The following is a 24,378-nucleotide window of genomic DNA, read 5'->3' as shown; positions in this document are numbered from 1 at the left end:
TGCAGTTCTGCCTTTGCCGGTAGCTGCCTCGCGGATTTTCAGGAGGTAATATGATTCAACGTTTGATCGCTGCACGACAGACCAGTGGACAGACTGAAGCGAATGCTTCCGGTCAGGGCTCTGTGTTTTCCGTCAGCAACCTGATGATGTTTGCACGCAATTGCGTGACTGTCATTGGTGTATTTGCACTCACCACTCTGGCAATGATGTTTTTCCGTCCGGAGCTGGCTGATAAGTTTAAAACCATGTCGCCGTTTACTGAGCCTGAAGTGGCTGAAGTAGACGACGCACCCGCACCGCCAAGTCTGGCAATGCTGATGGCAGTACCTGCCAAAAGCAGAGAAGAAGCCCACGCACAACCTGCTAGCTTCTCTGAAGAAGACGCCAAAATGCTGGGCAGCACCAAGCAACAGCAATGGGTCACAAGCTGGCTGGCAAAACGCTACCGCGTCGCCAGTGATGCAACCAATATGCTGGTTTCTGCGGCTTATCTGACCGCGAAAGAAATCAAAATCGATCCGCTGCTGATTTTATCGGTCATGGCAATCGAATCCGGCCTGAACCCGTTTGCGGAAAGTCCGGTCGGCGCACAAGGTCTGATGCAAGTCATGTCTAAAGTGCATCATGCCAAATTTGAAGAAATGGGCGGCGTGAAAGCGGCACTGAATCCGGTAGCCAACATCAAAGTCGGCGCCATGATTCTGAAAGACTACGTCACGCGCGCTGGCTCCGTTGAGGGCGGCCTGAAGCTATATGTAGGCGCAGGGGCTGCAGAAACGGATTCCGGTTACGGTTCCCGCGTTCTGACGGAATACCGCAAGCTGAAAGAAGTTTCCAGCGGCAAATCGGTTCCGACCAATTTCAGCGCACCGGCTCCGGCAGTTGTTCCTGTGATTCGCAACACAGATTCCGGTACGGTCAATAAACCGGAAGCCACCGAAGCCAAGTCCAAACCGGACAACAAAGAACAAGTCGCTGCACTGTAACGACTGTTCGGACTCTCCTTACAGAAAAGCCGCTGCAAATGCAGCGGCTTTTTTCATTGAGATTCAATGCCAGACGAAAAAGTATCGCGAGAGTTGCCCGGAATAAAAACCTGAATGCATCCTCACATACTCTCCGCCGGATTTTGCGACACTCAGCTTCCTTGCTTCAGATATTCAGCCAGGCGTCGCACCGCTTCCTTCAGATTATCAAGACTGTTCGCATACGAAAAACGGACATGGTCTTTTGCAGTAAAGGGGCCGAAATCCTGCCCTGGAGTAATCACTACACCGGCTTTCTGTAATACATCTTTGGCAAAATGATCTGCATCATCCGTCAGTGCAGAACAATTGGCGTAGACGTAAAACGCGCCATCCGGTGTAACCGGAATCGAAAATCCCAGTTCACGTAAGGCGGGGACCAGATAATCGCGGCGCGTCTGCATTTCTGCTTTGCGTGCTTCAAAGATCGCAATTTGCTGCGGCTCAAAGCAGGCCACTGCTGCATATTGCGCAATCGACGAAGGGCAGATAAACCAGTTTTGCGCCAGCTTTTCCACTGCAGCAACCATGTGCTCAGGCACCACCATCCAGCCCAGCCGCCAGCCTGTCATGCTGAAGTATTTACTGAAACTGTTAATCACGATCGCATCCTGATCGATCGTCAGAACAGTTGACGGTGCATGGTCGTAGGTTAAGCCCTGATAAATTTCATCCACAATCGCAAAACCGTCACGCGCACGGACTTCCTGCAGAATCGCTTTCAGCTCATCCGGCTGTATGGTCGTGCCAGTCGGATTTGACGGCGTTGCCAGTAACACACCGGCCGTTTGCGCCGTCCAGTGTTCCCGCACCGCCGCAGCTGATAACTGATAGCGTTGCTCAGCACCACTATTCACCAGCTTTGCCTTTCCTTCAAACGCCGCCACAAAATGCCGGTTGCACGGATAACTCGGATCCGGCATCAGCACTTCCGCCCCCGGCTGCACCAGTGCGCCGCAAGCCAGCAACAATGCAGCGCTGGCACCAGCCGTCACAATAATGCGGTGCTCCGGCACTTCCACATTGAACGCATCGCGATAATGTTTTGCGATGGCACTGCGTAACTCCGGAATACCCAGCGCAGTGGTGTATTGCAAACGACCGTCGCGCATGGCGCTGGCAGCGGCATCGACGACGGCAGGCGGCGCAGTGAAATCTGGTTCACCGATACCCATATGAATTAAGTGACGGCCTTGTTGTTCCAGCGCCTTGGCCATTTTCAGGATTTCCATCACATGAAACGGGGCGATCTGGTCTAAACGGGAAGCGAGCGGGTGCGACATGATTCAAAACTCCGGCGAAAAAAAACCGCCTGTTCCTTGCGGACAACAGGCGGCTGATCTGATTCAGAACGACATCATTGTTTGCTGGCCGCGAACTCTTCAGGACGCAGACGGGCTGCGAGTTTATCGAGTACACCGTTCACATAGCGGTGACCATCAACGCCACCAAAGGATTTGGCCAGCTCAACGGCTTCATTAATGACCACGCGGTAAGGGATTTCAACGTGGTTTTTCAGTTCATACGCGCCGATCAGCAATACGGCATGCTCGATTGGCGACAGCTCACTGATACCGCGGTCGGTCAGACCGGATAAATCTTCACGCAATTGCACAGACTGATTGATCGTACCGTGCAGTACAGCATTGAAATGCTCACGATCCGATTTTTCAAAGCCATGCGCTTCACGGATATGCGCATCAATCACACCGGCGGCTTCATTGTTTAACAGCCACTCATAAACGCCCTGCAATGCGAATTCACGCGCACGGTGACGTGGTGTGCGGTTTTTATTCGGATTGGCGTGCTGGATAGTATTACTCATTATGTTTTACCTTCTGTCTGTTGCCGGATTACGCGTCGTAATCCATTCCTTCGCCGGCTTCGGCGAGTTCTTCCAGCGCCAGCGCGAGATTTGCCATCTCAATCGCTACACGCGCTGCATCCGCACCCTTTTCAGCCATGCGGACTTCGGCCTGTTCATCATTTTCTGTGGTCAGGATCGCGTTGGCAATAGGAATGCCTGCATCCAGACCAACACGGGTGATACCTGCACCGGATTCGTTCGATACCAGTTCGAAGTGGTAAGTCTCACCGCGAATCACTGCACCCAGTGCGATCAGAGCATCAAACTGATTGGTGTCTGCCATTTTTTTCAGCGCCAGCGGTACTTCCAGCGCACCCGGCACAGTCACGTGCAGGATATCTTCATCTTCGACACCGAGGCGACGCAATTCAGCGACGCAGGCGTCCAGCAAACCCTGGCATACTTTTTCATTGAAACGGGCTTGCACGATACCAACGCGCACACCTGCGCCGTCCAGATCTGATTCGTAATGTCCGATAGTCATATGATTCCTTCATTGCGCTGTCGCGCTTTATGTCCGGCACCCGGTGGTGCCGTGTTTATCCATTGTATTGCAGCGAACTGCTGATCAGGCTTGCGCCGGTTTATCGAGATAACCGGTCACTTCCAGATCGAAACCAGCCATCGACGGCATTTTGCGCGGATTCGCCAGCAGCTTCATTTTGCGTACACCAACGTCACGCAGAATTTGCGCGCCGATACCGTAGTTACGCAGATCCATGCGTGCTGCACGTGCCTGCGGACGGCTTTCCGGTGCGTTCAGTGCTTTGAACTGGTCAAACATTTGCTCCGCTGTTTCTTCGCAATTGAGCAGAACGATCACGCCGGATGGTGCCGCCTGCACGGCCTGCATTGCCGCTGCCACATTCCAGGAATGCGTGGTGGAATGCGCATCCAGCAAATCCAGAATCGAAACCGGCTGATGCACGCGCACCAGTGTTTCTGTTTCCGGTGTGACGTTGCCGTGGATCAGTGCCAGATGGGCAGAGCCGCTTGGTTTATCGCGATACAGTACCGCATCGAATTCACCGAACGCGGTATGCATGCGGCGCTGACCAACGCGGTCCACGATACATTCGTTCTGACTGCGGTAATGAATCAGATCCGCAATCGTACCGATTTTCAGATTGTGTTCTTTCGCGAATTCCATCAGATCCGGCAGACGTGCCATGGTGCCGTCGTCTTTCATGATTTCGCAAATCACGGAAGCCGGTGTCAGGCCAGCCAGATCCGCCAGATCGCAACCGGCTTCGGTATGACCAGCGCGCATCAGTACGCCACCCTTCTGGGCGCGCAGCGGGAAAATGTGACCCGGCTGCACAATATCCGCAACCGTGGAACGCTTATCCACGGCAACGCGTACTGTGTGAGCACGGTCAGCCGCAGAAATACCGGTCGTTACACCTTCTGCTGCTTCAATTGATACTGTGAAATTGGTACCGAACGATGTGCCGTTACGGCTGGTCATCATCGGCAATTGCAATTGCTCGCAGCGCTCTTCCGTCAGGGTCAGGCAGATCAGACCACGGCCGAATTTCGCCATGAAGTTGATCGCTTCCGGCGTGACAAATTCCGCTGCCATCACCAGATCACCTTCATTTTCACGGTCTTCTTCATCAACCAGAATGACCATGCGACCCGCACGGATTTCAGCGATGATTTCCTGGATACTCGAGATACTCATAGGGGGAAAATTCCTGAACCGGCCGCCTGAGTCTGACCGGCAACCGTCTGTTTTGAACGAATCCCGCTATTTTAATGGATTTCGGGGCTTCCTTCCCGTGATTTCTGCATGCACTGAAGAAAGCTTCACAGCGTGAAACTGCCGCTGGCGAAGAAGACCACTTTGCCACCAACGCGAATCTGCCCTTGCGGCGAAACTTGCAGATACAAACAGGACGGACGACCTGCCTGCGCGCCCTGCCAGACTTTCCACTGACGCTTGCCGTCTGCGGGCCGGAAATGATGCAGCCACGCACCCAGATTGGCGCAAGCGGAACCGGTGGCCGGATCTTCGCCGGTGCCGCCGTTCGGCCTTTCAAAAAAATAGCGTGCAGTGATCTCAGCTTCATCCGGCACAAATAAAAACACGGTGCGGCGACCAACGCTGCTGCGCGGCCAGCAAGCCAGCTTCGCCGCATCCAGCCACGCACGCTGCAAGGCGTCTGTCGATTTCAGCGCAACCAGCACCTGATCCGAACCGGTATTTACCCAGACCGGCGCAGTGGCCAGATCGTCTTCCTGCAAGCCCAGCGCGGCCGCCATTTCTGCGGCAGGCACACTGACCGGCGTGATCTCTGCAGCTTTCGGCGGCGAGAAATACCAGATACCGTCCTGCTGATCCAGCGGCACCAGTCCGGCGCGGCACGCCAGCGTCAGTTGTTGCAAATCGCCCTGCAGACGACTGACTGCCGCCGCACTGCCTATGCTCGGATGTCCGGCAAATGCCATTTCCGCACCCGGCGTAAAAATCCGCATGTGCGCATTGGCCTGTTCCGACCTCAGCAGAAACACGGTTTCAGACAAATTAAACTGCAGCGCCAGCGCCTGCATTTGCGTATCGGACAAACCTTCGGCCTGCTCTACGACGCACAAAGGATTGCCGCCGAGCGGACTTTCGGCAAACACATTCAGCAATTGATAATTCCAGATGCCCACGGCAACGCTCCTTAAACGGTAAGAATATTCAGACTTTGCTGCCATGCAACAGTTCCCGTCTGTGCTAACGGCAATATCCTAAAAGCATGTTATCGTTCTTGCCATGCACAGGCGCGGGGCGATCTGCCCTTGCTCTGTATCTGTCGGCTACCCGCTGACACAGGCAAGATGCACAAAGCAAATCTCCCTTGATTCGTTCATACCGGTTGCCTGCTGGCGACCCTGTTCCGGAGTCCGCATGACCACTGCCCTGCCCCGTTTTACCCTGAAACACGCACTGACAGCCTTACTGGTTGTGACTTTGTGGGGTTTGAATTTTGTCGTAATCAAATTCGGCCTGCGCGGTGTGCCGCCCTTACTGATGGGCGCGCTGCGCTTTTGTCTGGTCGCATTTCCGGCGATTTTATTTTTGCCGCGCCCGAAAATTCCGCTGAAGCTGCTGCTCGGTTACGCCGCCACCATCAGCCTCGGTCAGTTCGCGTTTTTATTTACTGCGATGGCCGTCGGCATGCCGGCCGGACTGGCTTCGCTGGTGCTGCAATCTCAAGCTTTCTTTACCGTGATGCTGTCTGCGCTGACTCTGAAAGATAAACTGTATATTCAGAATTTACTCGGTATGGCGATAGCAGGCATCGGCCTTGTTGTGTTGGGCAGCGCCAGTCTGCATGCATCAGCGCATCCGGTACCGATGGCTGGTCTGGCACTGACGTTGTGCGCAGCCTTATCGTGGGCCAGCGGCAATGTATTCAACAAAAAAATCGGCCCGACCAATGTGCTGAGTCTGGTGGCATGGAGTGCGCTGGTACCGATTCTGCCTTTCTTTGCGCTGTCTTATCTGTTTGAAGGCGGTGATGCGATTGTGTACAGCCTACAGCATTTCAATCTGACATCAGCGCTGGCGATTGTGTATCTGGCGGTGGCGGCCACGCTGATCGGCTACACGCTGTGGGGCAAATTGCTCGGCAGTTTGCCAACGCATATGGTGGCGCCGCTGACGCTGATGGTGCCGATTGTGGGCCTCAGCAGCGCATGGCTGATTCTGGGGGAAGCGCTGTCGCAGCAGCAAATGACCGGCGCGGTGATTGTGATGTCCGGCCTGCTGATCAATGTCTTCGGCGGACGCATTCTGGGCGCAATGCTGCCGGGTCTGCGCTGATACTTTTTTGCCACTTTTTTGCTGTTTTTTGCGATTTACCGATTCAGGTGCTGTGGCAAATGTTCGGCAGCACCTGAAAACGGCTCAAAACAGCTCCAAAACTGCCAAAATGCGGAGTCCGGCACAGCGATCCCGCTGTCGTCGGCAGAACGTCCGGCTCTCCGTAAATTACAAATGCGGACTTCTGCACAATGCGCTGACTTCAGCCGGCATCAGCAGTCTGCCGGCGTGCTCCATGCGCAGCAATTCCAACCGTGACCATCAGGGTCATAAAACCCTTGCGCATACATAAAACCATGATCCTCTGCCTCATCCGGCACCACGGCACCGGCGGCTCTGGCTTTGGCGATCAGCGCATCCACATGCTCACGGCTGTCAAACGATAAAGCATGCAGCACTTCCAGCGCCTGACTGGTATCGCACACCACTTTATGGCTGAAATGCATGAAGGTTTCTTCGTTCGCCAGCATCAGCCGGATATGCTCACCAAGGATCACACTGACCGCGTTATCGCCAGAGAATTTCGGGTCCAGTCCGTAACCCAGCGCCTGCCAGAACGCTTTGGTACGCGCCAGATCTTTCGCTGGCAAGGTAATAAAAATCTGCTGATGCATGCTGCGTCCTTTCAGTAGGGTTCACATCACACCGGCTGAATCCGCACGCCGGAACAGCACTCATACTGCCACGGCTGCCGCCTTTTGGCTCCCTTATTCGTACACCGATTTTGGTACGAAGGTCAGATACCCATTTGGCTGGACAAATGAAATGCCTTCTGGCGAATATCGAACTTCACATTTCTTCACGTAACTCTCGATATTTTCATTGTTATTAAACAATTCAATAGCTAAGAAAACCCCGCGAGCCCCCCCGCTATCAGTACGAATACCGATAAATAAAGCATATTTATCTTCAGAATCAAACAAGCCGAATCGTTGTTGCTCCTCCCTGAATACGCTAACAACTGGAAGCAGTCTTCTGTATTGATTTTGAAACGAATAGATTTCTTCGAGTCCTGATGAAAATTTGATAAAAAATATACATGCAATAAAAATATAACGAGGATTATCCCGATTAGTGAGCTTAGTGAAATCAGTATTTTACGCAACATCGTTTTTTACTCTCTGGATTGAATAATTTAATTTTTTAACAATTCCATGATCCCATCAATTAATATATGAATTCCTAAAAAACGACACAAATGCGGTGTGCAGCACAGCAATCCCGCTGTCGTCGGCAGAAAGTCTGGCGCTCCGGAAAACGGAAATGACGATTTCTGCAGAATCCCCTGATCGTAGCGGGTAAAAAAACGGCCCGCCGTATCAGGGCGGGCCATGCTTGCTGACTGCTGGCGCAGACCTTGCTGCGCAGGCGGTGCATACTGCGATTACAAGCCGGTATGCTGACGGATGTAATCCTTCATCGCCTGCACATCGGCTGGCATCACCACAAAACGTTGCGGCAAGGCTTCGATGTTTTCAAAACCGGACGGACGCTCTGCATCGTGGCCCAGCGCTTCGCGGATGGTTTCATTGAATTTTGCTGGCAACGCGGTTTCCAGCACGATCATCGGCACGCCGGATTTTGCATGTTCCAGCGCGACTTTGATGCCGTCGGCGGTATGGGTATCGACCGTAATGCCGTAATTCGCCTGCACCTGACGGATGGTGTTGATACGGTCGGCATGCACCGATTTACCGGATACAAAACCAAACGCCGCCACTTTACGGAATTCATCGCCATCGCTGCCTTCGCCGCCGGACAAATCAAAGCCGCCACGGCTTTCCACTTGGGCAAACAGCTTACGCACACGCTCTGCATCGCGGTCTAACAAATCAAAAATGAAACGTTCGAAATTCGAGGCTTTGGAAATATCCATCGACGGGCTGGTGGTATGCCAGGTTTCGGCCGATGCGCGCACACGGTAAATGCCGGTACGGAAAAACTCATCCAGCACATCATTTTCATTGGTCGCCACCACCAGCTGATCAACCGGCAAGCCCATCATACGGGCGATATGGCCGGCGCAGATATTGCCGAAATTACCGGATGGCACAGTGAACGACACTTTCTGCGCATTGTCCGTCGTAGCGCTCAGATAACCACGGAAGTAATACACAACCTGCGCCACCACCCGCGCCCAGTTGATCGAATTGACGGTGCCGATTTTCTGCTGCTGCTTGAATGCCAGATCGTTGGACACGGCTTTCACCAGATCCTGACAATCATCGAATACGCCCTGTACCGCAATATTCAGGATATTCGGATCTTGCAGGCTGAACATTTGTGCAGTCTGGAAGGCACTCATTTTCTGGTGCGGCGACAGCATGAACACACGGATACCGCGTTTGCCGCGCATCGCGTATTCCGCAGCGCTGCCGGTATCACCGGAGGTTGCGCCGAAAATATTCAGCTCTGCCAGCTCTTTCGCCAGCGCATATTCAAACAGATTGCCGAGCAATTGCATCGCCATATCCTTGAATGCCAGCGTCGGGCCGTTCGACAAGGCCTGCAATACCAGATGGCGCTCCGCATTGTTTTCCAGCGTGCGCAGCGGTGTGATCTGCGCCGCATCTTCACCGGCACGTGCATTTTTGTAGACGTCGGCGGTATAGGTTTTGCGCGTAATCTCACGCAAATCAGCTTCCGGAATATCGGTCGCAAATTTCTTCAGAATTTCAAACGCCAGATCGGCATACGACAAGCCGCGCCAGGCATTCAGTTCTTCACCGCTGACTTGCGGATAAATAGTTGGCAAAAATAAGCCGCCATCCGATGCGAGGCCGCCTAACAGGATCTGAGAGAAAGTTTGCTGCGGGGCATGCCCGCGTGTGGAAGCGTATTGCATAAGTGAGCAGAAACAGGAGGTTAGCGAGAGGAATTGCGCCTCATTATATCGCCCAAACCCGCCTTGCCAAGCCACTTATTCACGCAATGTCAGATATATCCACGATTCATTCAAAGCATCAATTAATCGCGAATGTGTGGTGTATGGAAGGGAGCAATCCAGCTGGCGCAAATTCGCCGAAATGGCGGTTTAGTGCACACTGCCAGTCTCAACCTCCGGTACAAACTTGATTGACGTTTTATGAGCTTTTGTTACCGAAGGCATCAAAATTAATCTCCGGAAAGTCATCATCAGAAATGCCGAACGTTAAACCACAAAACTCAGGTTGTGCATCTTCCGTCTTTTCAGCCTGATCCATCTCCTGAGACCGATGCTTTGTTATCTATGCCGGGCAACTCACTTAACCATAAGAACTAGTTCTTCAATTTTCCTGCTCTAGTTCGAAATCACAATTTATGATTGTGAGCTACGACTGCATGATATCGGCTTATCCTCATTGTTACGGGTGACTGCATATGGACCGGCGTACGCTTTTATTGACAAGTGTCTCTTTTTGCGGGGCTTTTTTGTTTTCCACACCTTGCTTTTCTGAAATTCAGAGTCAAAGTGATGCCATCAATAAGTCTGGTCGCCTGCGTATGCTATCGCAACGAATTGCTAAGGCTTACTTGCAATTGGGGCTGAAGGTTGATGTCGAGCATTCTCGTAAAATTTTCGATAGTTCGATCGCCAGTTTTGATAAACAACTGATTGAACTTAAATCGTACGCGCCAACCACCGAGATTAAGACCCAGCTTCTACAGATTGAGAAGCAGTGGCTGGCCTATAAAGACTTATTGATCGGTCGTGCGCCCAATACCGGGGATGCGCAGGAAATTTTAAAGTTGAGTGATCAACTTTTGCTCGCTACCGAAGATGTAACGAAACGATTTGAGCTTCAGGCCAATAGCAAGAGCGCACAACTTGTGAACATTGCAGGCCGACAACGCATGCTATCCCAACGCATGGCAAAACTCTATCAGGCGCAACAGTGGAAGTTGAACAATCCGGAGATTGCCAAGGAATTGGCTTCCTTGCGTAAAGAATTTTTGTTGAATATGGATGCGTTAGAAAAGAGTAGCCTCTCTCAGCGCCGCCTGAATGACGAAATTAAGTTAGCCCAGCAACAATGGGTGTATTTCGATTATGCGATTCAACAGCAAGGCGAAAAAAACAGCCAATTACTTGCAACGACCGTTGCCACTACGAGTGAACGCATTCTCGATCAAATGGACATTGTGACCAGCTTGTTTCAAAGCTTGAATTTGGATGCATCCAAATAACATAAGATTTATCAAAGCAAGAATCAACCCGGCACTGTGTTTGATCCGTTCCGAATTTTCGAGAAACTTGTTGTATGCGTCAGTCCAGCATGGTTTAACCAGAAAGTTATTAACAATACTTAGCCGTCACTCCAACAGGGATGATGTGAACGATCGCCTCCGTTTTGGCGGTAGTGATTGAACCACATCACCCACTTCAGCGTTACCAGTTCCGCAGTTTGCCACATCATCGACGCACGCTAACTTAATCAGCGTGGTCTTATATAAGCTCTTAGCCATCTCGACAGTACATTGTCGTAACTATCTCAGCAGTTCCTGACCGAAGGATCGATACATATCGCGGCCCGCAAAAAGTCAATTCTGTTACCAGCGATGCGATCACAGATCGCCCCAAAACCTTGCTTTAAGTTACATTTTTACCGCTCAGTTTGTATTGATACGATCTGCTTAAAGCATCCATTAATCACAAAAGCGCTCTGCATTCGCATAAACAACACAAGCCTGACCACGGGCAAATCCGACCAGACAAAGTCCGCTTTGCTGTGCCAGTTGCACGGCCAGCGTGGTTGGTGCGGAAACACAAGCCAGTGTCGGGATACCGGCGCGGCAGGTTTTGACGATCAGTTCGTAACTGGCACGTGAAGTCATCAGCACCATGCCCTGACTGCGTATGTCCGCAGGCAGGCTTTGCAGTGCGCCGATCAGTTTATCGAGTGCGTTGTGGCGGCCGACGTCTTCGCGCACCAGCAGCAGGTTTCCGGCGGCATCGGCAAATGCGGCGGCGTGTAAGCCGCCGGTCAGCTGATTGATGGATTGTTGTTCAGGCAAGGCTTGCAACGCCTGCAGCAATGCTTGCAGTGAGACATCTGCACCCTGCACTGGCGGCGGCACTTGCTGCGCCAGCATCGCCAGACTTTCCGTCCCGCACACGCCGCAACCGGTGCGTCCGGTCAGACTGCGGCGCTTTTGTTTCAGCCGGTCAAAAGCTGCGCTGGCAATCGTTATATGCAGCGCAATGCCTTCTTCAGTGTGTTTTATGTCCAGATCATAGATTTGTCCGGCATGATCGACAATGCCTTCCGCCAGCGAAAAGCCGCGCCCGAAATCGTCCAGATCGGTGGGGCTCGCCATCATCACTGCATGTGAAATGCCGTTGTACACCATCGCAACCGGTACTTCCTGCGCCAGCCAGTCCTGCACGCTGTTGGCTGGTTGGCCTGCGCGGTAGCGAGTGACGGTTTGTTGTTGTGCTGCGGACTGCTCCGCTGGCTGCAATGCAGTATCAGGCACTGCTTGCGGTGCCAGATCCTTACTCACGCCAGTTGCTCCAGCGCTGCCAGTCCCGCCGGAGTCAGGCTCAGCATCAGCCTTTCGCCGTCCTGCACTTGCGCAACCCAGCCCAGCGCATCCGTTGCAGCGAACGGCGGTTCACCAATCAGATTCAGGCAACGCAGCAGACTGCTCTGCCCTGTTCCCAGACGCTTGGCTAAACGAATGGCAGATACCGGCTCTGCGGCTTCTGCCAGTGCGCTTAAGATTTGTCCGGCCAGTTCCCACTGACCCTGGTCTGTGTTATTCACGGCGCTATCCACACGTTCAGCCTGCCTTCATGGCAAGGTGTTTGCGCAGACGCACCGGAATCGCTTTGGATGTCGGTGTACGCGCACGATCGGCGAAACTGCCGAGCGGCACCAGTCCGTTGGTTTCCGGAAAATACGCTGCCAGACAACCGCGCGGAATCGCATATTCCACCAGCAAAAAGCGCTGTGCTTCACGGGTCACATTATCTTCGCCGACGCTTTGAATATCGACCCATTCACCAGCCTGCATATTCAGCATTTTCAGATCGTCTGCACAAATGAACAGCACGCGGCGTTCACCAAACACACCACGGTAACGGTCATTCATGCCGTAGATGGTGGTGTTGTACTGATCGTGCGAACGCACCGTTGCCAGCGTGAACAGGTTTTCTGCGTACTGCTCCGATAACTTCTGCGTCATTGACTGCGGAATCGCAAACGGCATGAAACGCGCTTTGCCGGTTGCGGTACGCCATTCACGCAAACGTGCGCTGTTGCGCAAATGGAAGCCACCCGGCAACCGCACCCGCTGATTAAAGTCAGCGAAGTCTTCAAACACGTTTGCAATCGCGTCGCGGATACGATCGTAATCCGCCACCATATGCAGCCAGTTGATTTTGCTGCGCTCGCCCAGAGTCGCCACCGCTAAACGCGCAATGATCATGGGTTCGGACAATAACTGCTCCGAAGCCGGTGCATTCATACCAGTCGATAAATGCACCATACTCATAGAATCTTCCACGGTGACTGCCTGCGGGCCACTTTCCTGCACATCAATCTCGGTACGTCCGAGACAAGGCAGAATGTAAGCAGATTTTCCGTGAATCAAATGGCTGCGGTTCAGCTTGGTGGTCACATGCACGGTCAGGGCGCAGTTTTTCAGGGCGCGGTAAGTTTCTGCGGTATCCGGCGTCGCAGCGGCAAAATTGCCACCCATCGCAAAAAATACTTTACCGGGCTGATCACGCATCGCTTCAATCGCACCGACAGTGTCATAACCGTTGTGGCGCGGTACGGCAAAACCAAATACCTGCTCAATTTTTTTCAGCAATGCAGGTGCCGGTTTTTCATGGATACCCATGGTGCGGTCGCCCTGCACATTGCTATGCCCGCGCACCGGACATAATCCGGCACCGGGACGGCCGATATGGCCGCGCAGCAACAGCAGATTCGTGATCATTTGTATCGTCGCCACTGAATACTGGTGCTGAGTAATGCCCATGCCCCAGCAAGCAATAACGCGCTCTGCTTTCAGATAACTGGCAGCGGCAGCACGGATCTGCGCTTCCGACAAACCCGATTGCGCGCTTAGTGTTTCCCAGGATTCCTGCGCCACATCCTGCTGCAAGGCTTCAAAACCGCTGGTGTGTTCCGCAATAAATGCGTGATCCAGCAGACTGGCCTGTCCCTGTGCTACCGCCAGCGCATCCTGCTCCAGCACATGCTTGATCATGCCTTTTACTGCAGCCAGATCACCGCCGATGGTCAGCTGATAATACGAGGTGGAAATATCCGTTGCTTCACCCGCCAGCATTTCGCGGATGTCCTGCGGATTCTGGAATTTTTCCAGACCGCGCTCACGCAGCGGATTGAAACTGATAATCACGGCACCACGCTTGGCAGCGGCACGTAACTCACCCAGCATGCGCGGATGATTAGTGCCCGGATTTTGTCCGAAGATAAAAATCGCATCTGTCTGTTCAAAATCCTGCAAGGTCACGGTGCCCTTGCCGATGCCGACGGATTCGCGCATCGCGGTACCGGAAGGCTCATGACACATATTTGAGCAATCCGGAAAATTATTCGTACCGAATTCACGGACAAATAACTGATACAGAAAAGCGGCTTCGTTGCTGGTGCGGCCTGATGTATAAAAAATTGCATCATCCGGCGATGGCAAAGCGCGTAACTGCGCACCGATGTCGTCAAATGCAGCATCCCAGCTGACCGGAACGTAGCGGTCGCTGTCCGCGTCGTAACGCATAGGCTCAGTCAGCCTGCCCTGATCTTCTAACCAGTAATCGGTTTGCGCATTCAGTTCCGTCACAGTAAAACGTTCAAACAGATTATTGGTGACGCGGCGCGATGTGGATTCAGCCGCAACTGCTTTAGCGCCGTTTTCACAAAACTCAAACGTGGAGCGGTGATTCGCATCCGGCCAGGCACAGCCCGGACAGTCAAAACCATCCGGCTGATTGGCAGACAATAAAGTCATAACACCTTTTGCCGGATTGCCCTGCCCCATAATTTGCGAAGCCACACTTTTCAGCGCACCCCAGCCACCGGCAGGACGTTTATATACTTTGACCACAGATTTGCTCATCACAACTTCCCGTTCTTTAAACAACTCAGCGATGGATCACAACCAGCAAGGCTTTTGCCTCGCTCTTACCAATATTGCGGATCGCATGGTTTTTATCCGCGTCATAACGCGCGGTGGCACCGACTTTGACTTTCTTTTTCACGCCGTCCACTTCCACTTCCACGCTGCCGTTCAGCACAGTCAGATGTTCATGCGCACCCGGATCGTGAGAATTTGACACCAGTGCGCCGCCAGGTGCCAGCGTCAGCTCATACCATTCATAAGATCCTGCAAGTTCCATCGGACCGAGTATCCTGAGTACATAGCCTGCATGCTCACCCGGCAGCGTCGGTGTCTCATGGGATTCCAGCAAGCGGATCGGGTCCGGTGCCGGGCCTTCTGATGACAGGAGTTCCGCCATACTGACGCCAAGCGCATTGGCCAGCCGCCATGCAACAGCAATCGTCGGATTGGCTTTTTCACGCTCGATCTGAGACAGCATGGATTTGGACACACCGGCGGTACGGGATAAGTCTTCCAGTGTCAGCCCGCGCTCCAGCCGCATTTTCTGCAGCGTGGCGCCGACTTCCGGCGGCGTGTTAGGCAGAATTTTTTTCATAAGGATATTGCACCACTAAAAAAGGCGGTTTAATATTCGATATATCGAACTTTTGTTCCACATATCGAATTTTTCTGAATTTTGAACAATTGCTAAACCCACAGTTTAGCAGCACAACCCGCAAACAGCAGACCCGACGGAGACAAACATGAGCACACAAGCATCCAGACAACAATTTTTCAGCAAACTGAATGTAAATCTCGACCAGTTGCGCGAACAAGGCTTGTTTAAGCCGGAACGTGTGATTGCTTCCCGTCAGGGTGCAGTTGTGCGCGCTCCTGATGGTCGTGAGCTGATCAATATGTGTGCGAACAATTATCTGGGCTTGTCCGGCGAAGAAGAAACAGTACAAGCTGCCATTAAAGCAACTGAGGAATTCGGCTACGGCTTATCTTCTGTGCGTTTCATCTGCGGCACGCAAACTGTGCATAAAGAACTGGAAAAAGCGATTGCTGAATTTCTGGGCGTGGAAGACTGTATTCTGTATGCAGCTGCTTTCGATGCCAACGGCGGCGTGTTTGAACCTCTGTTCGACGAAAACGATGCGATTATTTCTGATGCACTGAACCACGCTTCCATCATTGACGGTATCCGTCTGTGCAAAGCAGCCCGCTTCCGTTACACCCACAACGATATGGCTGATCTGGAAACGCAATTGCAGGCAGCACAAGACAAACGTCACCGCATCATCGTGACTGACGGTTGCTTCTCCATGGATGGCACGATTGCCCAACTGGATAAAATCGTTGAACTGGCTGATAAATATGACGCACTGATCATGATCGATGAATGCCATGCTTCCGGCTTCATGGGTAAAACCGGTCGTGGTACACACGAACACCATAATGTGATGGGCGGTATCGACATCATCACAGGCACACTGGGTAAAGCTCTGGGCGGCGCGATGGGTGGTTTCACCGCAGGCCGTAAAGAAGTAATTGAAACGCTGCGTCAGAAATCCCGTCCTTACCTGTTCTCCAACAGTCTGGCGCCTTCTATCGCTGGCGCATCCCTGGCCGTACTGAAGCGTCTGTCCGGCTCGACTGAACTGCGTGATCGTCTGCAGGAAAATACTGATTACTTCCGCCGCGAAATCGAAGCGCTGGGCTTCACCATCAAACCAGGCACACATCCGGTTGTTCCGGTCATGCTGTTTGATGCGCCTCTGGCACAACGTTTTGCTGCCCGTCTGAATGAACTGGGCGTACTGGTGACTGGTTTCTTCTATCCGGTTGTCCCTATGGGTCAGGCACGTGTGCGCACCCAATTGTCCGCTGCACATACCAAAGAACAACTCGACAAAGTACTGGCAGCCTTCGCTCAGGCTGGTCGTGAACTGGGTCTGATCAAATAAATTAAATATTTAAAAAAATATACTATTCAGGTGAAAGGTTTCTCATGGAAAAAATTCTGGTAATTGGCGCAAATGGCCAGATCGGCAGTGAACTGGTGGAAACACTGGCTACCCGCCACGGCGCGGAAAATGTTATCGCTGCTGACATCAGTGCAAACAATGTATATGGTGCGAAAATCTACGAAGTCGTTGACGTACTGAATGCAGAACGTCTGAATGCAGTGATCGATCAGTATCAGGTCACACAGGTGTACCAACTGGCAGCACTGCTGTCCGCGACCGGCGAAAAAGCCCCGCTCAAAGCGTGGGAACTGAACATGGACGGTTTGCTGAATATTCTGGAAATCGCACGCGTACGCAAAGAAGCCGGCAAACCACTGAAAGTATTCTGGCCTTCTTCGATTGCTGCGTTCGGCCCGAACACACCACAAGTGAATACACCGCAATACACCGTGATGGATCCGAACACGATGTACGGTATCAGCAAACTGGCCGGTGAACGTCTGTGCGAATACTACTTTGAGAAATACGGCGTTGATGTGCGCTCTATCCGCTATCCGGGCATCATCAGTTTCAAATCGCCTCCGGGTGGTGGCACAACGGATTACGCGATTGCGATTTTCCATTCTGCCCTGCGCGGTGAAGCCTACAGCTGCTTCCTTGAAGCAGAAACCACGTTGCCGATGATTTATATGCCAGATGCCATTCGTGCGACCGTTAATCTGATGGATGCTCCGGCAGAACAACTGACCGTACGTTCTTCGTACAATGTTGCCGGTTTGAGCTTTAATCCACGTGAACTGGCTGCAGCAATCAAACAAAATTTACCGGAATTTCAAATACACTACGCTCCCGACAGCCGTCAGGCAATCGCCGCATCCTGGCCTCAGAGTCTGGATGACAGTCAGGCAGGTAAAGACTGGGGCTGGAAAGCGGAAATCGGTCTGGATGCACTGGTAACAAGCATGTTGCAAAACATTCGTGTTACACCGGAGGATCAGACCAAAGCTGCATAAGCAGCGTAAATAACCAAACCATAACAACAGAGAGGTGACAACGATGGACATGCGTGTGTTTGATTTATTTAAGATAGGCGTGGGTCCATCCAGTTCCCATACTGTCGGTCCTATGGTGGCGGCGCGCCGGTTTCTGGTGGAAGCCGGTAATTTGCAGAATGTCACCAAAGTACAGGCAGCGTTGTATGGTTCGCTCGCGCTGACCGGTTCCGGTCACGCGACCGACAAAGCAGTATTGCTCGGCCTGATGGGCGAAACGCCACAGGACGTAGCACCTGATACCATTGAAGACAAACTCGCCCGTTTGTCCGAAACTCACCAGATGCGCCTGCTCGGCGAGTACGCAATCAGTTTCAACCCTGCAACCGATATTATCTGGCACATGCAGGAAGTGCTCCCGGGCCATCCGAACGGCATGAAACTGATGCTGACCCGTCAGGATGGCTCAGTGCATGAACAAGTGTTTTACTCTACTGGTGGTGGTTTCATTTACACCGAAGCAGAACTGTCCAGCAACGACAAAGTCAGCACCGACAGCAAACCGGTTCCTTATCCGTTCGCGACCATGGCGGATTTGCTGGCCCACGGCAAACGTACAGGCTTGTCACTGACAGCCATGCTGCGTGCAAATGAGCTGGTGCATTGCTCTGAAGAAGAGCTCGATGCAGGTCTCGACAGAATCTGGGCTGTGATGAAGGGTTGTATCGCACGCGGTTTGCAAATGACAGGCGAACTGCCAGGCGGTTTAAAAGTACAACGCCGCGCAGCGAAACTCTGGCAGGCAGCGAATGAATCCACCGACGTTTTACCACATGACGGCATGCATCGCGTGAGCCTGTATGCAATGGCGGTTAACGAAGAAAATGCCGCTGGTGGCCGTGTTGTTACTGCGCCGACTAACGGTGCTGCCGGCATTATTCCTGCAGTGCTGCGCTACTACGCGGAAGACTGCAAACCAAGCAACCCGCAACAAGGTGTCCGCAATTTCCTGCTGGCAGCATCCGCAATCGGTATGTTGTGCAAAAAGAATGCTTCTATTTCCGGCGCAGAAATCGGTTGCCAGGGTGAAGTCGGCGTAGCGTGCGCCATGGCAGCTGCCGGACTGGCAGCCGCGCTGGGCGGCACAAATGATCAGATTGAAGCCGCTGCGGAAATTGGCATCGAACATCATCTGGGAATGACATGTGACCCGATTGGTGGTCTGGTTCAAATTCCATGCATCGAACGTAACGGCATGGGCGCTGTGAAAGCGATCACTGCTGCTTCTCTGGCCTTACGTGGCGATGGCAATCACAAAGTCTCGCTGGATGAAGTCATCGAAACCATGCGCCAGACTGGCGCTGATATGCAGGCGAAGTACAAAGAAACTTCGCTGGGTGGTTTGGCAGTACACGTTGTGACTGTCAACTACGCAGCTTGCTGATCGGGAATATTTATTCCCTCAGATTCACTTGCCGGCGGGTGGCGCTGACTTCAGGTTCAGGCCACCCGTTTGCCACAATAAGAACGCCAGAATTTTCGTTTGCGCTTCTTCAGACGATGGGTCTTTCATTACTCCCTGCGTAAGGAATTGCGGCCTGTCACCCCGGGTAAGTAATTGCATCGCCCCAACCAGTTTCAAATGTTCGACCGCATCATCTGTACCGGAACTATTCAGCCATAAACCGGGATATGTTTTATCGCGACGCAGCAGACTATATAAATCACCATTAGCACTCTCAGCGCCCCGATCAACTTTTGGCCTGGTGTCGCCAGACAGTTGCAAGTCGGGTAGTCCACTGACAAAAGCGGCAGAAATTTTTTCTGGTGCACGCAACAAATATTCCATTACCTGCTTCTGATCACTAACTGCATAAAAAGCAACACCTGAAGTACCTAATCCTTCGCGCATCAGCCAATTGACAGCCTCATCTATGACAGAGGCCACAGCACCGCTGCTGACTTTTCTGATATCCAGTTGAGCAATCACGCCACCACGTTTCAGCCAGCCGCGCCATGCTAGTGGCATTTCAGCATCTGCAACCAGTTGCGTTGTCACCAATACCGGTTGTTTTCCATCTAATTCCTGACCAGCAACGGTTACGATGCGTAATCCGGCAGTTTTATGCTTTGGCCAGACCTGACGACCGCGCCACTCCCCCACAAATGGAAGATCAGAGACGGAAGGAAGTTGCAACCACTCAGGTTGCCTGCCATCTTGCAGAATCGCCCACCCTTCGCCGCCTTTGCTGGTACGCATAAAAACGGCAATCCGGTCTTGCACCGGCAATATGACATCTGCCTTGTACGACTCGGGCAATGCCACTCCTTGCATTTGCTTTCCCTCGGAATTAATGCGAATCAAATTGCCGTTCTGGTCGTTTACCCAGGCACTTTTACCCCCAACCGCACAAATCAGAGGCGCTTTACCCTGATCATCCTGCCAGATTTTTCGCGGCGTACCGGACAACTCCCAGATCTGACGCTGACCATTGTCCATCACAAGAAAAGTACTTTGGTCTGCCAGCAATCGCTTCATTTTTCCGGCAACTGTCTTTTGCTTATTCCAGACTGGGGCATTTTTTTCAAAAGTCGCTGCATTTGCCGACTGAATATTCACAAGCCGGCCTTCAGCATCTGTTTCAACCCAGGTCAGAACGCCTTTTGTATCCCGCTGCGCCACTACGGTTACCGTCAAATCCTGGTGATATTCCCAGCGCTTGATCACTTTTGCTGGCAGGCTGTTTTTTCCAAGCTGGATGTAATGCAGCTCCTGCGTTATTCTCGGATCGCGGCGTGGCTGATACACAAATGACGAACCGCCATCCATCCACAACATCGCACTGCCGGAATCTGCGTCTTTCAGCAAAACTGGCTCAGCCTCTTCATCAGAAACAGGAGTCAGCAATATGTCAGAACTAGTACCGGATAGCAAAATTGCCATGCGCTTTTTATCGGGAGACAGATGCATTTTCAGGGGCCAGCGCTGGTCGCTGGCTACCCAGACAACAGACTCCTTACCACTTTCGAATTCGCGCCGCACTATCCGTACTCGGCTGTCAGACCCACGCTCGGAAAAATAAACAGCATCAGTACTCATAGTAACTACCGACTGAAACACCGGTTCAGCCTTTTTGCTGCGGATTGCATCTGACACCTCCTCTGTTGGTAACTGCCCCAGCGTCGCCAAGCCGTAAGCCTGTTGTTCACGCCAGTATCGGGCAACATCCGGCAGATTTGTTTCCCGGATTCTCATAAATGGATCGCTTCCCGCTGGTAAACCAGCTAAGGATAACGGCGTCGGAACGGGTTTCCTCGTCATCGTTTGCGCCCTCACAGGCAAAAAAACGACAACTATTAAAGCAATAAAAAAGCAGTGCTTCAGTTTTTTTATGTTCTGTTTCATCTTAGAAATTTGCACTTCGTGCATCTGTTCCCGCGTTTTATCGCAAGTCCGTCGCTTCCCGCATATGAGATCGCTAATATTTCCGCTCCATTTTTACTGCGGACAGAGGTGATACCTATGCAAACTGTACCGAAATCTGCGAATGCAGTGTTAACCAATGCACTAATTACTGCTACTATTGCGTTTGGTGTTGCCTTTCGGCCCGGGATAAGTCCACTTTCAGTGACCTACCCTGAATTTGCAGAAATTGCAAATAATGAAGCCATTAAGCGTGCAGGGAAATCCGGGGTTCCGGCGAATAGCAGGAAAAAGTCCAGACCCGATACAGTGAATCGCAGTCCCTCACCTCTGCCCACCAAACCGGATGCTGTCCGCACTTTGCGCAAAGGCATTCTTGTTTAGCAGTATTCATTTGGCACAATCGTTTCGTGCAGTGTCAGTTGTAGTCTAACCAGTTTGTCTCTTTTTGTTTGCAGGCAATCATGTTTATACCATCCAAAATAATCTGTTTAAGTGGCGTACTGACATTCGGTGTTATTTGCAGCACTAATGCTTTTGCCATTACTTCTGCATCTATGCAACAAGGTCAGCCTGATAAAGTTTTGAGCGACACAACCCAGGACAACGCCAGTGCGAGCGCTACAGCGCAGACTCAGTCCACACTGGATCGCTCAGGGTTGGACCGCGCATCAGTTCACCTGCAGATCCTCCAGCAATCTAACGTCCATTTCGGCGATAGCGGGTCAAAAAAATCGCTGCCTTTTGACAAAAAAGCCCAGATCAAAAGTACTCCGAATTCCTGAACAAAAGCCGGCAAATTTGCCGGCTTTTTTGCATCACAATGACCCACGGTCGATTCTTTTACTCAAAATGATCGACGTTGAAGTCTGTCGTACACCATCCATCGCACCAATCTGATCAAGCAGCCGGTCCAGTGTTTCTGTAGTGTCACAACGCAGGGTCAGCATGTAATCAATCGCACCACTGACCGCACAAAGTGTCTCTGCTTCCGGGAGTTGCTGCAAAAACCGGATTAACGATGCGGCATATCTCGCTTCCACTGACAGCCCCACGTAAGCACGAACCGCTGGCTGCACCATTTTCTGATTCAGCCTGACCCCGTAGCCAGCAATAATGCCGCGTTTTTCCAGCGCAGCAATGCGTGCAATTACTGTCGTACGCGCAATACCTACTTGTCGCGCAATACTCGTTACAGGAAGGCGCGCATTATCCATCAGCAGCGCCATCACTTTATTATCGATCTCATCAAGTTCGGGCTTCATTTTGACATTATGTATTATTGAATGATCATTCTGTCTTACCATCTACCAATCTGACGATAATATGCTCTCTATTATCTGACAATACTTCGCCATAGACTGTCATCTGAGCAGCAAAAACAACAATCAAGGAGACAAATCATGGCAACAAAACTGATACTGCTGGGCGCAGGCAAAATTGGCGATGCAATCCTGAATCTGCTGTCGCATACCGGCGATTATGAAATTACCGTTGCTGACCGCGACGAAGAGCGTCTGAGCTATGTGCAAAAAGCCGGCTTTCCGAATGTCCGTACAGTGAAAGCTGACCTCGGCGACCAGGAAGCGGTTACAGAATTAATCAAAGGCCACAAGGTTACCTTATCTGCATGCCCGTACTTCCTGACACCTGTTATCGCGGGAGCAGCGAAACGTGCCAACTCCCATTATTTTGATCTGACCGAAGACGTCGAGAGCACACGTGTTGTAAAACAACTGGCGGACGACGCTGACTGCGCATTTGTTCCTCAATGCGGTCTGGCACCTGGTTTTATCTCTATCGTGGCAAACGATGTTGCAAAACGCTTCGATACGCTGCGTGATGTCAGCATGCGCGTCGGTGCGTTACCGACCTTCCCTAACAATGCACTCAAATACAATCTGACCTGGAGTACCGACGGTCTGATCAACGAGTACTGCAATCCATGTGAAGCTATTGTTGACGGCGAATTACGTGAGACCGCAGCACTGGAAGAAATCGAACATTTTTCGCTTGATGGTATTGATTACGAGGCATTCAATACATCTGGCGGTCTCGGCACTTTGTGCGAAAGTCTTGAGGGCAAAGTTCAGAATCTGAATTACAAAACTGTTCGTTACCCTGGTCATCGCGATATCGTGAAAATGCTGATTCGCGATCTGCAACTTGGTAAACTCGAGCGCCGTCCAATCCTTAAAGAAGTGATGGAAACAGCAATTCCAATGACAAAACAGGACGTTGTTCTGGTATTTGTCAGCGTAGTCGGCATGCGTGATGGTCGACTGGAACAGGAATCTTATGCGAAGAAAATCTACGCGCAGGAAGTCAATGGCCAGTTGCTGTCTGCAATTCAGCTGACCACTGCTTCCGGTATCTGCGCAATGGTTGATCTGGTGGTGACCGGCAAACTGCCGCAGCACGGACTGGTACGTCAGGAGCAAACTGATCTGAAAGATTTCCTGTCCAACCGCTTCGGTCAGTACTACGCAAATTAATCTTCAGATAATGCTATTCTGAATGCCTGCCGGCGGGAGAACTTCCCGCCGTTTTTTGATTCAGCGGAATAAAACATCATGGATAAATCCACGCTTTCAAACGTTACTGAACGACTCGGGATTGACCTCAGCAAATATCTCGGCACCGACATCCACAGTATTTCCCCGATTTCCGGCGCGACCATGGCCAGTCTGCGCGCCGATACACCAGCGCAAGTGACCGAACGTATCAGCCGTGCGCAGCAGGCTTTCCTGCAATGGCGCACCGTACCGGCACCGCGCCGTGGCGAACTGATCCGTTTGTTCGGCGAAGAGCTGCGTCAGCATAAACAGGCACTCGGTGAACTGGTCACCCTTGAAGCCGGCAAAATTCTGCAGGAAGGCCTGGGCGAAGTGCAGGAAATGATTGATATCTGCGATTTCGCGGTCGGTCTGTCCCGCCAGTTATATGGCCTGACAATTGCCTCGGAACGTCCTGGTCACCGCATGATGGAACAATGGCATCCGGTAGGTGTGGTCGGCGTGATTTCTGCGTTTAACTTCCCGGTAGCAGTCTGGGCCTGGAATGCTGCACTGGCCTTTGTCTGCGGCGACAGCGTGGTCTGGAAGCCATCTGAAAAAACACCGCTGACCGCGATTGCAACCCACGCTTTATTTATGCGTGCGGTACAGCGTTTCGGCAGCGATGCACCGGAAGGTCTGGCAGAACTGATCATCGGTGGCCGCGATACCGGCG

23 protein-coding genes are annotated in these 24,378 nt (G+C 52.1%); 10 read left to right on the top strand and 13 right to left on the bottom strand.

All coding sequences use genetic code 11. The features are described from left to right. Window positions 1–50: 50 nt before the first annotated feature. Window positions 51–986 (top strand): lytic transglycosylase domain-containing protein, encoded by a 936-nt coding sequence (locus KDM89_RS12450; protein ID WP_329604663.1) that lies wholly within the window; start codon window positions 51–53, stop codon window positions 984–986. 152 nt (window positions 987–1,138) lie between these two features. Here KDM89_RS12450 and KDM89_RS12445 read toward each other — a convergent pair whose 3' ends face one another. The 5 genes from KDM89_RS12445 to KDM89_RS12425 all read right to left on the bottom strand — a co-directional run bounded on the left by KDM89_RS12445 (window position 1,139) and on the right by KDM89_RS12425 (window position 5,595). Then, window positions 1,139–2,308 carry a pyridoxal phosphate-dependent aminotransferase gene (locus KDM89_RS12445; RefSeq protein WP_230427837.1) on the bottom strand — a complete coding sequence of 390 codons (1,170 nt, stop codon included), beginning with the start codon at window positions 2,306–2,308 and terminating at the stop codon, window positions 1,139–1,141. A 74-nt stretch (window positions 2,309–2,382) separates the two neighbouring features. Continuing rightward, window positions 2,383–2,850 (bottom strand): transcription antitermination factor NusB, encoded by a 468-nt coding sequence (gene nusB / locus KDM89_RS12440; protein ID WP_212688260.1) that lies wholly within the window; start codon window positions 2,848–2,850, stop codon window positions 2,383–2,385. 28 nt (window positions 2,851–2,878) lie between these two features. Further along, a complete protein-coding gene (ribH, locus tag KDM89_RS12435; protein ID WP_212688259.1) occupies window positions 2,879–3,376 on the bottom strand; it encodes a 6,7-dimethyl-8-ribityllumazine synthase in 498 nt (165 codons plus the stop codon). Between the two features lie 84 nt (window positions 3,377–3,460). Then, on the bottom strand, window positions 3,461–4,576 hold the full coding sequence (gene ribBA, locus KDM89_RS12430; protein ID WP_212688258.1) for a bifunctional 3,4-dihydroxy-2-butanone-4-phosphate synthase/GTP cyclohydrolase II: 1,116 nt from the start codon (window positions 4,574–4,576) through the stop codon (window positions 3,461–3,463). Between the two features lie 125 nt (window positions 4,577–4,701). After that, window positions 4,702–5,595 (bottom strand): PhzF family phenazine biosynthesis protein, encoded by an 894-nt coding sequence (locus KDM89_RS12425; RefSeq protein ID WP_230427836.1) that lies wholly within the window; start codon window positions 5,593–5,595, stop codon window positions 4,702–4,704. Window positions 5,596–5,788: 193 nt separating this feature from the next. Here KDM89_RS12425 and KDM89_RS12420 point away from each other — a divergent pair, with 193 nt between their 5' ends. After that, a complete protein-coding gene (locus KDM89_RS12420) occupies window positions 5,789–6,706 on the top strand; it encodes an EamA family transporter (protein WP_212688257.1) in 918 nt (305 codons plus the stop codon). 212 nt (window positions 6,707–6,918) lie between these two features. On the opposite strand, the gene KDM89_RS12415 is transcribed toward KDM89_RS12420, so the two are convergent. Beyond that, a complete protein-coding gene (locus tag KDM89_RS12415) occupies window positions 6,919–7,320 on the bottom strand; it encodes a VOC family protein (RefSeq protein ID WP_212688256.1) in 402 nt (133 codons plus the stop codon). Window positions 7,321–8,090: 770 nt separating this feature from the next. Next, window positions 8,091–9,551: a threonine synthase gene (gene thrC, locus KDM89_RS12410; protein ID WP_212688255.1), complete on the bottom strand. Its 1,461-nt coding sequence runs from the start codon at window positions 9,549–9,551 to the stop codon at window positions 8,091–8,093. A gap of 515 nt (window positions 9,552–10,066) precedes the next feature. Between thrC and KDM89_RS12405 the strand changes: the two genes are divergently transcribed. Beyond that, a complete protein-coding gene (locus tag KDM89_RS12405; protein WP_212688254.1) occupies window positions 10,067–10,873 on the top strand; it encodes a type IV pili methyl-accepting chemotaxis transducer N-terminal domain-containing protein in 807 nt (268 codons plus the stop codon). Window positions 10,874–11,332: 459 nt separating this feature from the next. On the opposite strand, the gene fdhD is transcribed toward KDM89_RS12405, so the two are convergent. Genes fdhD through KDM89_RS12385 form a run of 4 tightly spaced genes read right to left on the bottom strand, consistent with a single transcriptional unit; the run spans window position 11,333 to window position 15,374 of the window. Then, the gene (fdhD, locus tag KDM89_RS12400; RefSeq protein WP_329604662.1) at window positions 11,333–12,190 is read right to left on the bottom strand and encodes a formate dehydrogenase accessory sulfurtransferase FdhD; all 858 of its coding nucleotides are present in this window, start codon (window positions 12,188–12,190) and stop codon (window positions 11,333–11,335) included. After that, window positions 12,187–12,453 carry a hypothetical protein gene (locus tag KDM89_RS12395; protein WP_212688253.1) on the bottom strand — a complete coding sequence of 89 codons (267 nt, stop codon included), beginning with the start codon at window positions 12,451–12,453 and terminating at the stop codon, window positions 12,187–12,189. The genes fdhD and KDM89_RS12395 overlap by 4 nt, the downstream gene beginning before the upstream one ends. Window positions 12,454–12,469: 16 nt before the next feature. Beyond that, window positions 12,470–14,776: an FdhF/YdeP family oxidoreductase gene (locus KDM89_RS12390; RefSeq protein ID WP_212688252.1), complete on the bottom strand. Its 2,307-nt coding sequence runs from the start codon at window positions 14,774–14,776 to the stop codon at window positions 12,470–12,472. A 25-nt stretch (window positions 14,777–14,801) separates the two neighbouring features. Further along, entirely contained in the window at window positions 14,802–15,374 is a 573-nt protein-coding gene (locus KDM89_RS12385; RefSeq protein ID WP_212688251.1) for a helix-turn-helix domain-containing protein, read from the bottom strand. Window positions 15,375–15,522: 148 nt separating this feature from the next. Here KDM89_RS12385 and kbl point away from each other — a divergent pair, with 148 nt between their 5' ends. The 3 genes from kbl to KDM89_RS12370 are packed head-to-tail and all read left to right on the top strand — an operon-like array spanning window position 15,523 to window position 19,167. After that, window positions 15,523–16,728 (top strand): glycine C-acetyltransferase, encoded by a 1,206-nt coding sequence (kbl, locus tag KDM89_RS12380; protein ID WP_212688250.1) that lies wholly within the window; start codon window positions 15,523–15,525, stop codon window positions 16,726–16,728. Between the two features lie 44 nt (window positions 16,729–16,772). Further along, the gene (locus KDM89_RS12375) at window positions 16,773–17,744 is read left to right on the top strand and encodes an NAD-dependent epimerase/dehydratase family protein (RefSeq protein WP_212688249.1); all 972 of its coding nucleotides are present in this window, start codon (window positions 16,773–16,775) and stop codon (window positions 17,742–17,744) included. A 43-nt stretch (window positions 17,745–17,787) separates the two neighbouring features. Next, window positions 17,788–19,167 (top strand): L-serine ammonia-lyase, encoded by a 1,380-nt coding sequence (locus tag KDM89_RS12370; protein WP_212688248.1) that lies wholly within the window; start codon window positions 17,788–17,790, stop codon window positions 19,165–19,167. 24 nt (window positions 19,168–19,191) lie between these two features. Here KDM89_RS12370 and KDM89_RS12365 read toward each other — a convergent pair whose 3' ends face one another. Then, entirely contained in the window at window positions 19,192–20,979 is a 1,788-nt protein-coding gene (locus tag KDM89_RS12365; RefSeq protein WP_212688247.1) for a hypothetical protein, read from the bottom strand. A 267-nt stretch (window positions 20,980–21,246) separates the two neighbouring features. On the opposite strand from KDM89_RS12365, the gene KDM89_RS12360 reads away from it, so the two are divergent. Next, window positions 21,247–21,531, top strand: a complete 285-nt coding sequence (locus tag KDM89_RS12360) for a hypothetical protein (RefSeq protein ID WP_212688246.1) — start codon at window positions 21,247–21,249, stop codon at window positions 21,529–21,531. A gap of 80 nt (window positions 21,532–21,611) precedes the next feature. After that, window positions 21,612–21,932: a hypothetical protein gene (locus tag KDM89_RS12355; RefSeq protein WP_212688245.1), complete on the top strand. Its 321-nt coding sequence runs from the start codon at window positions 21,612–21,614 to the stop codon at window positions 21,930–21,932. A gap of 33 nt (window positions 21,933–21,965) precedes the next feature. Here the strand turns inward: KDM89_RS12355 and KDM89_RS12350 are convergent, their stop codons facing one another. Continuing rightward, window positions 21,966–22,412 (bottom strand): Lrp/AsnC family transcriptional regulator, encoded by a 447-nt coding sequence (locus KDM89_RS12350; RefSeq protein ID WP_189358103.1) that lies wholly within the window; start codon window positions 22,410–22,412, stop codon window positions 21,966–21,968. 138 nt (window positions 22,413–22,550) lie between these two features. Between KDM89_RS12350 and KDM89_RS12345 the strand changes: the two genes are divergently transcribed. Both KDM89_RS12345 and KDM89_RS12340 read left to right on the top strand, forming a co-directional pair. Continuing rightward, entirely contained in the window at window positions 22,551–23,642 is a 1,092-nt protein-coding gene (locus KDM89_RS12345) for a saccharopine dehydrogenase family protein (RefSeq protein ID WP_212688244.1), read from the top strand. Window positions 23,643–23,720: 78 nt separating this feature from the next. Then, a partial coding sequence (locus KDM89_RS12340; RefSeq protein WP_212688243.1) for an aldehyde dehydrogenase family protein occupies window positions 23,721–24,378 on the top strand: 658 nt, incomplete at its 3' end.

It is taken from the genome of Cognatundibacterium luofuense (assembly GCF_018139685.1).
Taxonomy (GTDB): domain Bacteria; phylum Pseudomonadota; class Gammaproteobacteria; order Burkholderiales; family Burkholderiaceae_D; genus Undibacterium; species Undibacterium luofuense.
The sequence above is the reverse complement of the archived record's forward strand: the minus strand, read 5'-3'. Positions and strand labels throughout refer to the sequence as shown.

Coding starts and splice junctions, on each gene's coding strand:
- KDM89_RS12390 (WP_212688252.1), bottom strand. CDS start 14,776: ATGAGCAAATCTGTGGTCAAAGTATATAAACGTCCTGCCGGTGGCTGG.
- KDM89_RS12405 (WP_212688254.1), top strand. CDS start 10,067: ATGGACCGGCGTACGCTTTTATTGACAAGTGTCTCTTTTTGCGGGGCT.
- KDM89_RS12345 (WP_212688244.1), top strand. CDS start 22,551: ATGGCAACAAAACTGATACTGCTGGGCGCAGGCAAAATTGGCGATGCA.
- KDM89_RS12445 (WP_230427837.1), bottom strand. CDS start 2,308: ATGTCGCACCCGCTCGCTTCCCGTTTAGACCAGATCGCCCCGTTTCAT.
- thrC (WP_212688255.1), bottom strand. CDS start 9,551: ATGCAATACGCTTCCACACGCGGGCATGCCCCGCAGCAAACTTTCTCT.
- KDM89_RS12375 (WP_212688249.1), top strand. CDS start 16,773: ATGGAAAAAATTCTGGTAATTGGCGCAAATGGCCAGATCGGCAGTGAA.
- ribBA (WP_212688258.1), bottom strand. CDS start 4,576: ATGAGTATCTCGAGTATCCAGGAAATCATCGCTGAAATCCGTGCGGGT.
- KDM89_RS12370 (WP_212688248.1), top strand. CDS start 17,788: ATGGACATGCGTGTGTTTGATTTATTTAAGATAGGCGTGGGTCCATCC.
- KDM89_RS12355 (WP_212688245.1), top strand. CDS start 21,612: ATGTTTATACCATCCAAAATAATCTGTTTAAGTGGCGTACTGACATTC.
- KDM89_RS12360 (WP_212688246.1), top strand. CDS start 21,247: ATGCAAACTGTACCGAAATCTGCGAATGCAGTGTTAACCAATGCACTA.
- ribH (WP_212688259.1), bottom strand. CDS start 3,376: ATGACTATCGGACATTACGAATCAGATCTGGACGGCGCAGGTGTGCGC.
- KDM89_RS12425 (WP_230427836.1), bottom strand. CDS start 5,595: ATGGCAGCAAAGTCTGAATATTCTTACCGTTTAAGGAGCGTTGCCGTG.
- KDM89_RS12450 (WP_329604663.1), top strand. CDS start 51: ATGATTCAACGTTTGATCGCTGCACGACAGACCAGTGGACAGACTGAA.
- KDM89_RS12385 (WP_212688251.1), bottom strand. CDS start 15,374: ATGAAAAAAATTCTGCCTAACACGCCGCCGGAAGTCGGCGCCACGCTG.
- nusB (WP_212688260.1), bottom strand. CDS start 2,850: ATGAGTAATACTATCCAGCACGCCAATCCGAATAAAAACCGCACACCA.
- KDM89_RS12415 (WP_212688256.1), bottom strand. CDS start 7,320: ATGCATCAGCAGATTTTTATTACCTTGCCAGCGAAAGATCTGGCGCGT.
- KDM89_RS12365 (WP_212688247.1), bottom strand. CDS start 20,979: ATGAGAATCCGGGAAACAAATCTGCCGGATGTTGCCCGATACTGGCGT.
- kbl (WP_212688250.1), top strand. CDS start 15,523: ATGAGCACACAAGCATCCAGACAACAATTTTTCAGCAAACTGAATGTA.
- KDM89_RS12350 (WP_189358103.1), bottom strand. CDS start 22,412: ATGAAGCCCGAACTTGATGAGATCGATAATAAAGTGATGGCGCTGCTG.
- KDM89_RS12420 (WP_212688257.1), top strand. CDS start 5,789: ATGACCACTGCCCTGCCCCGTTTTACCCTGAAACACGCACTGACAGCC.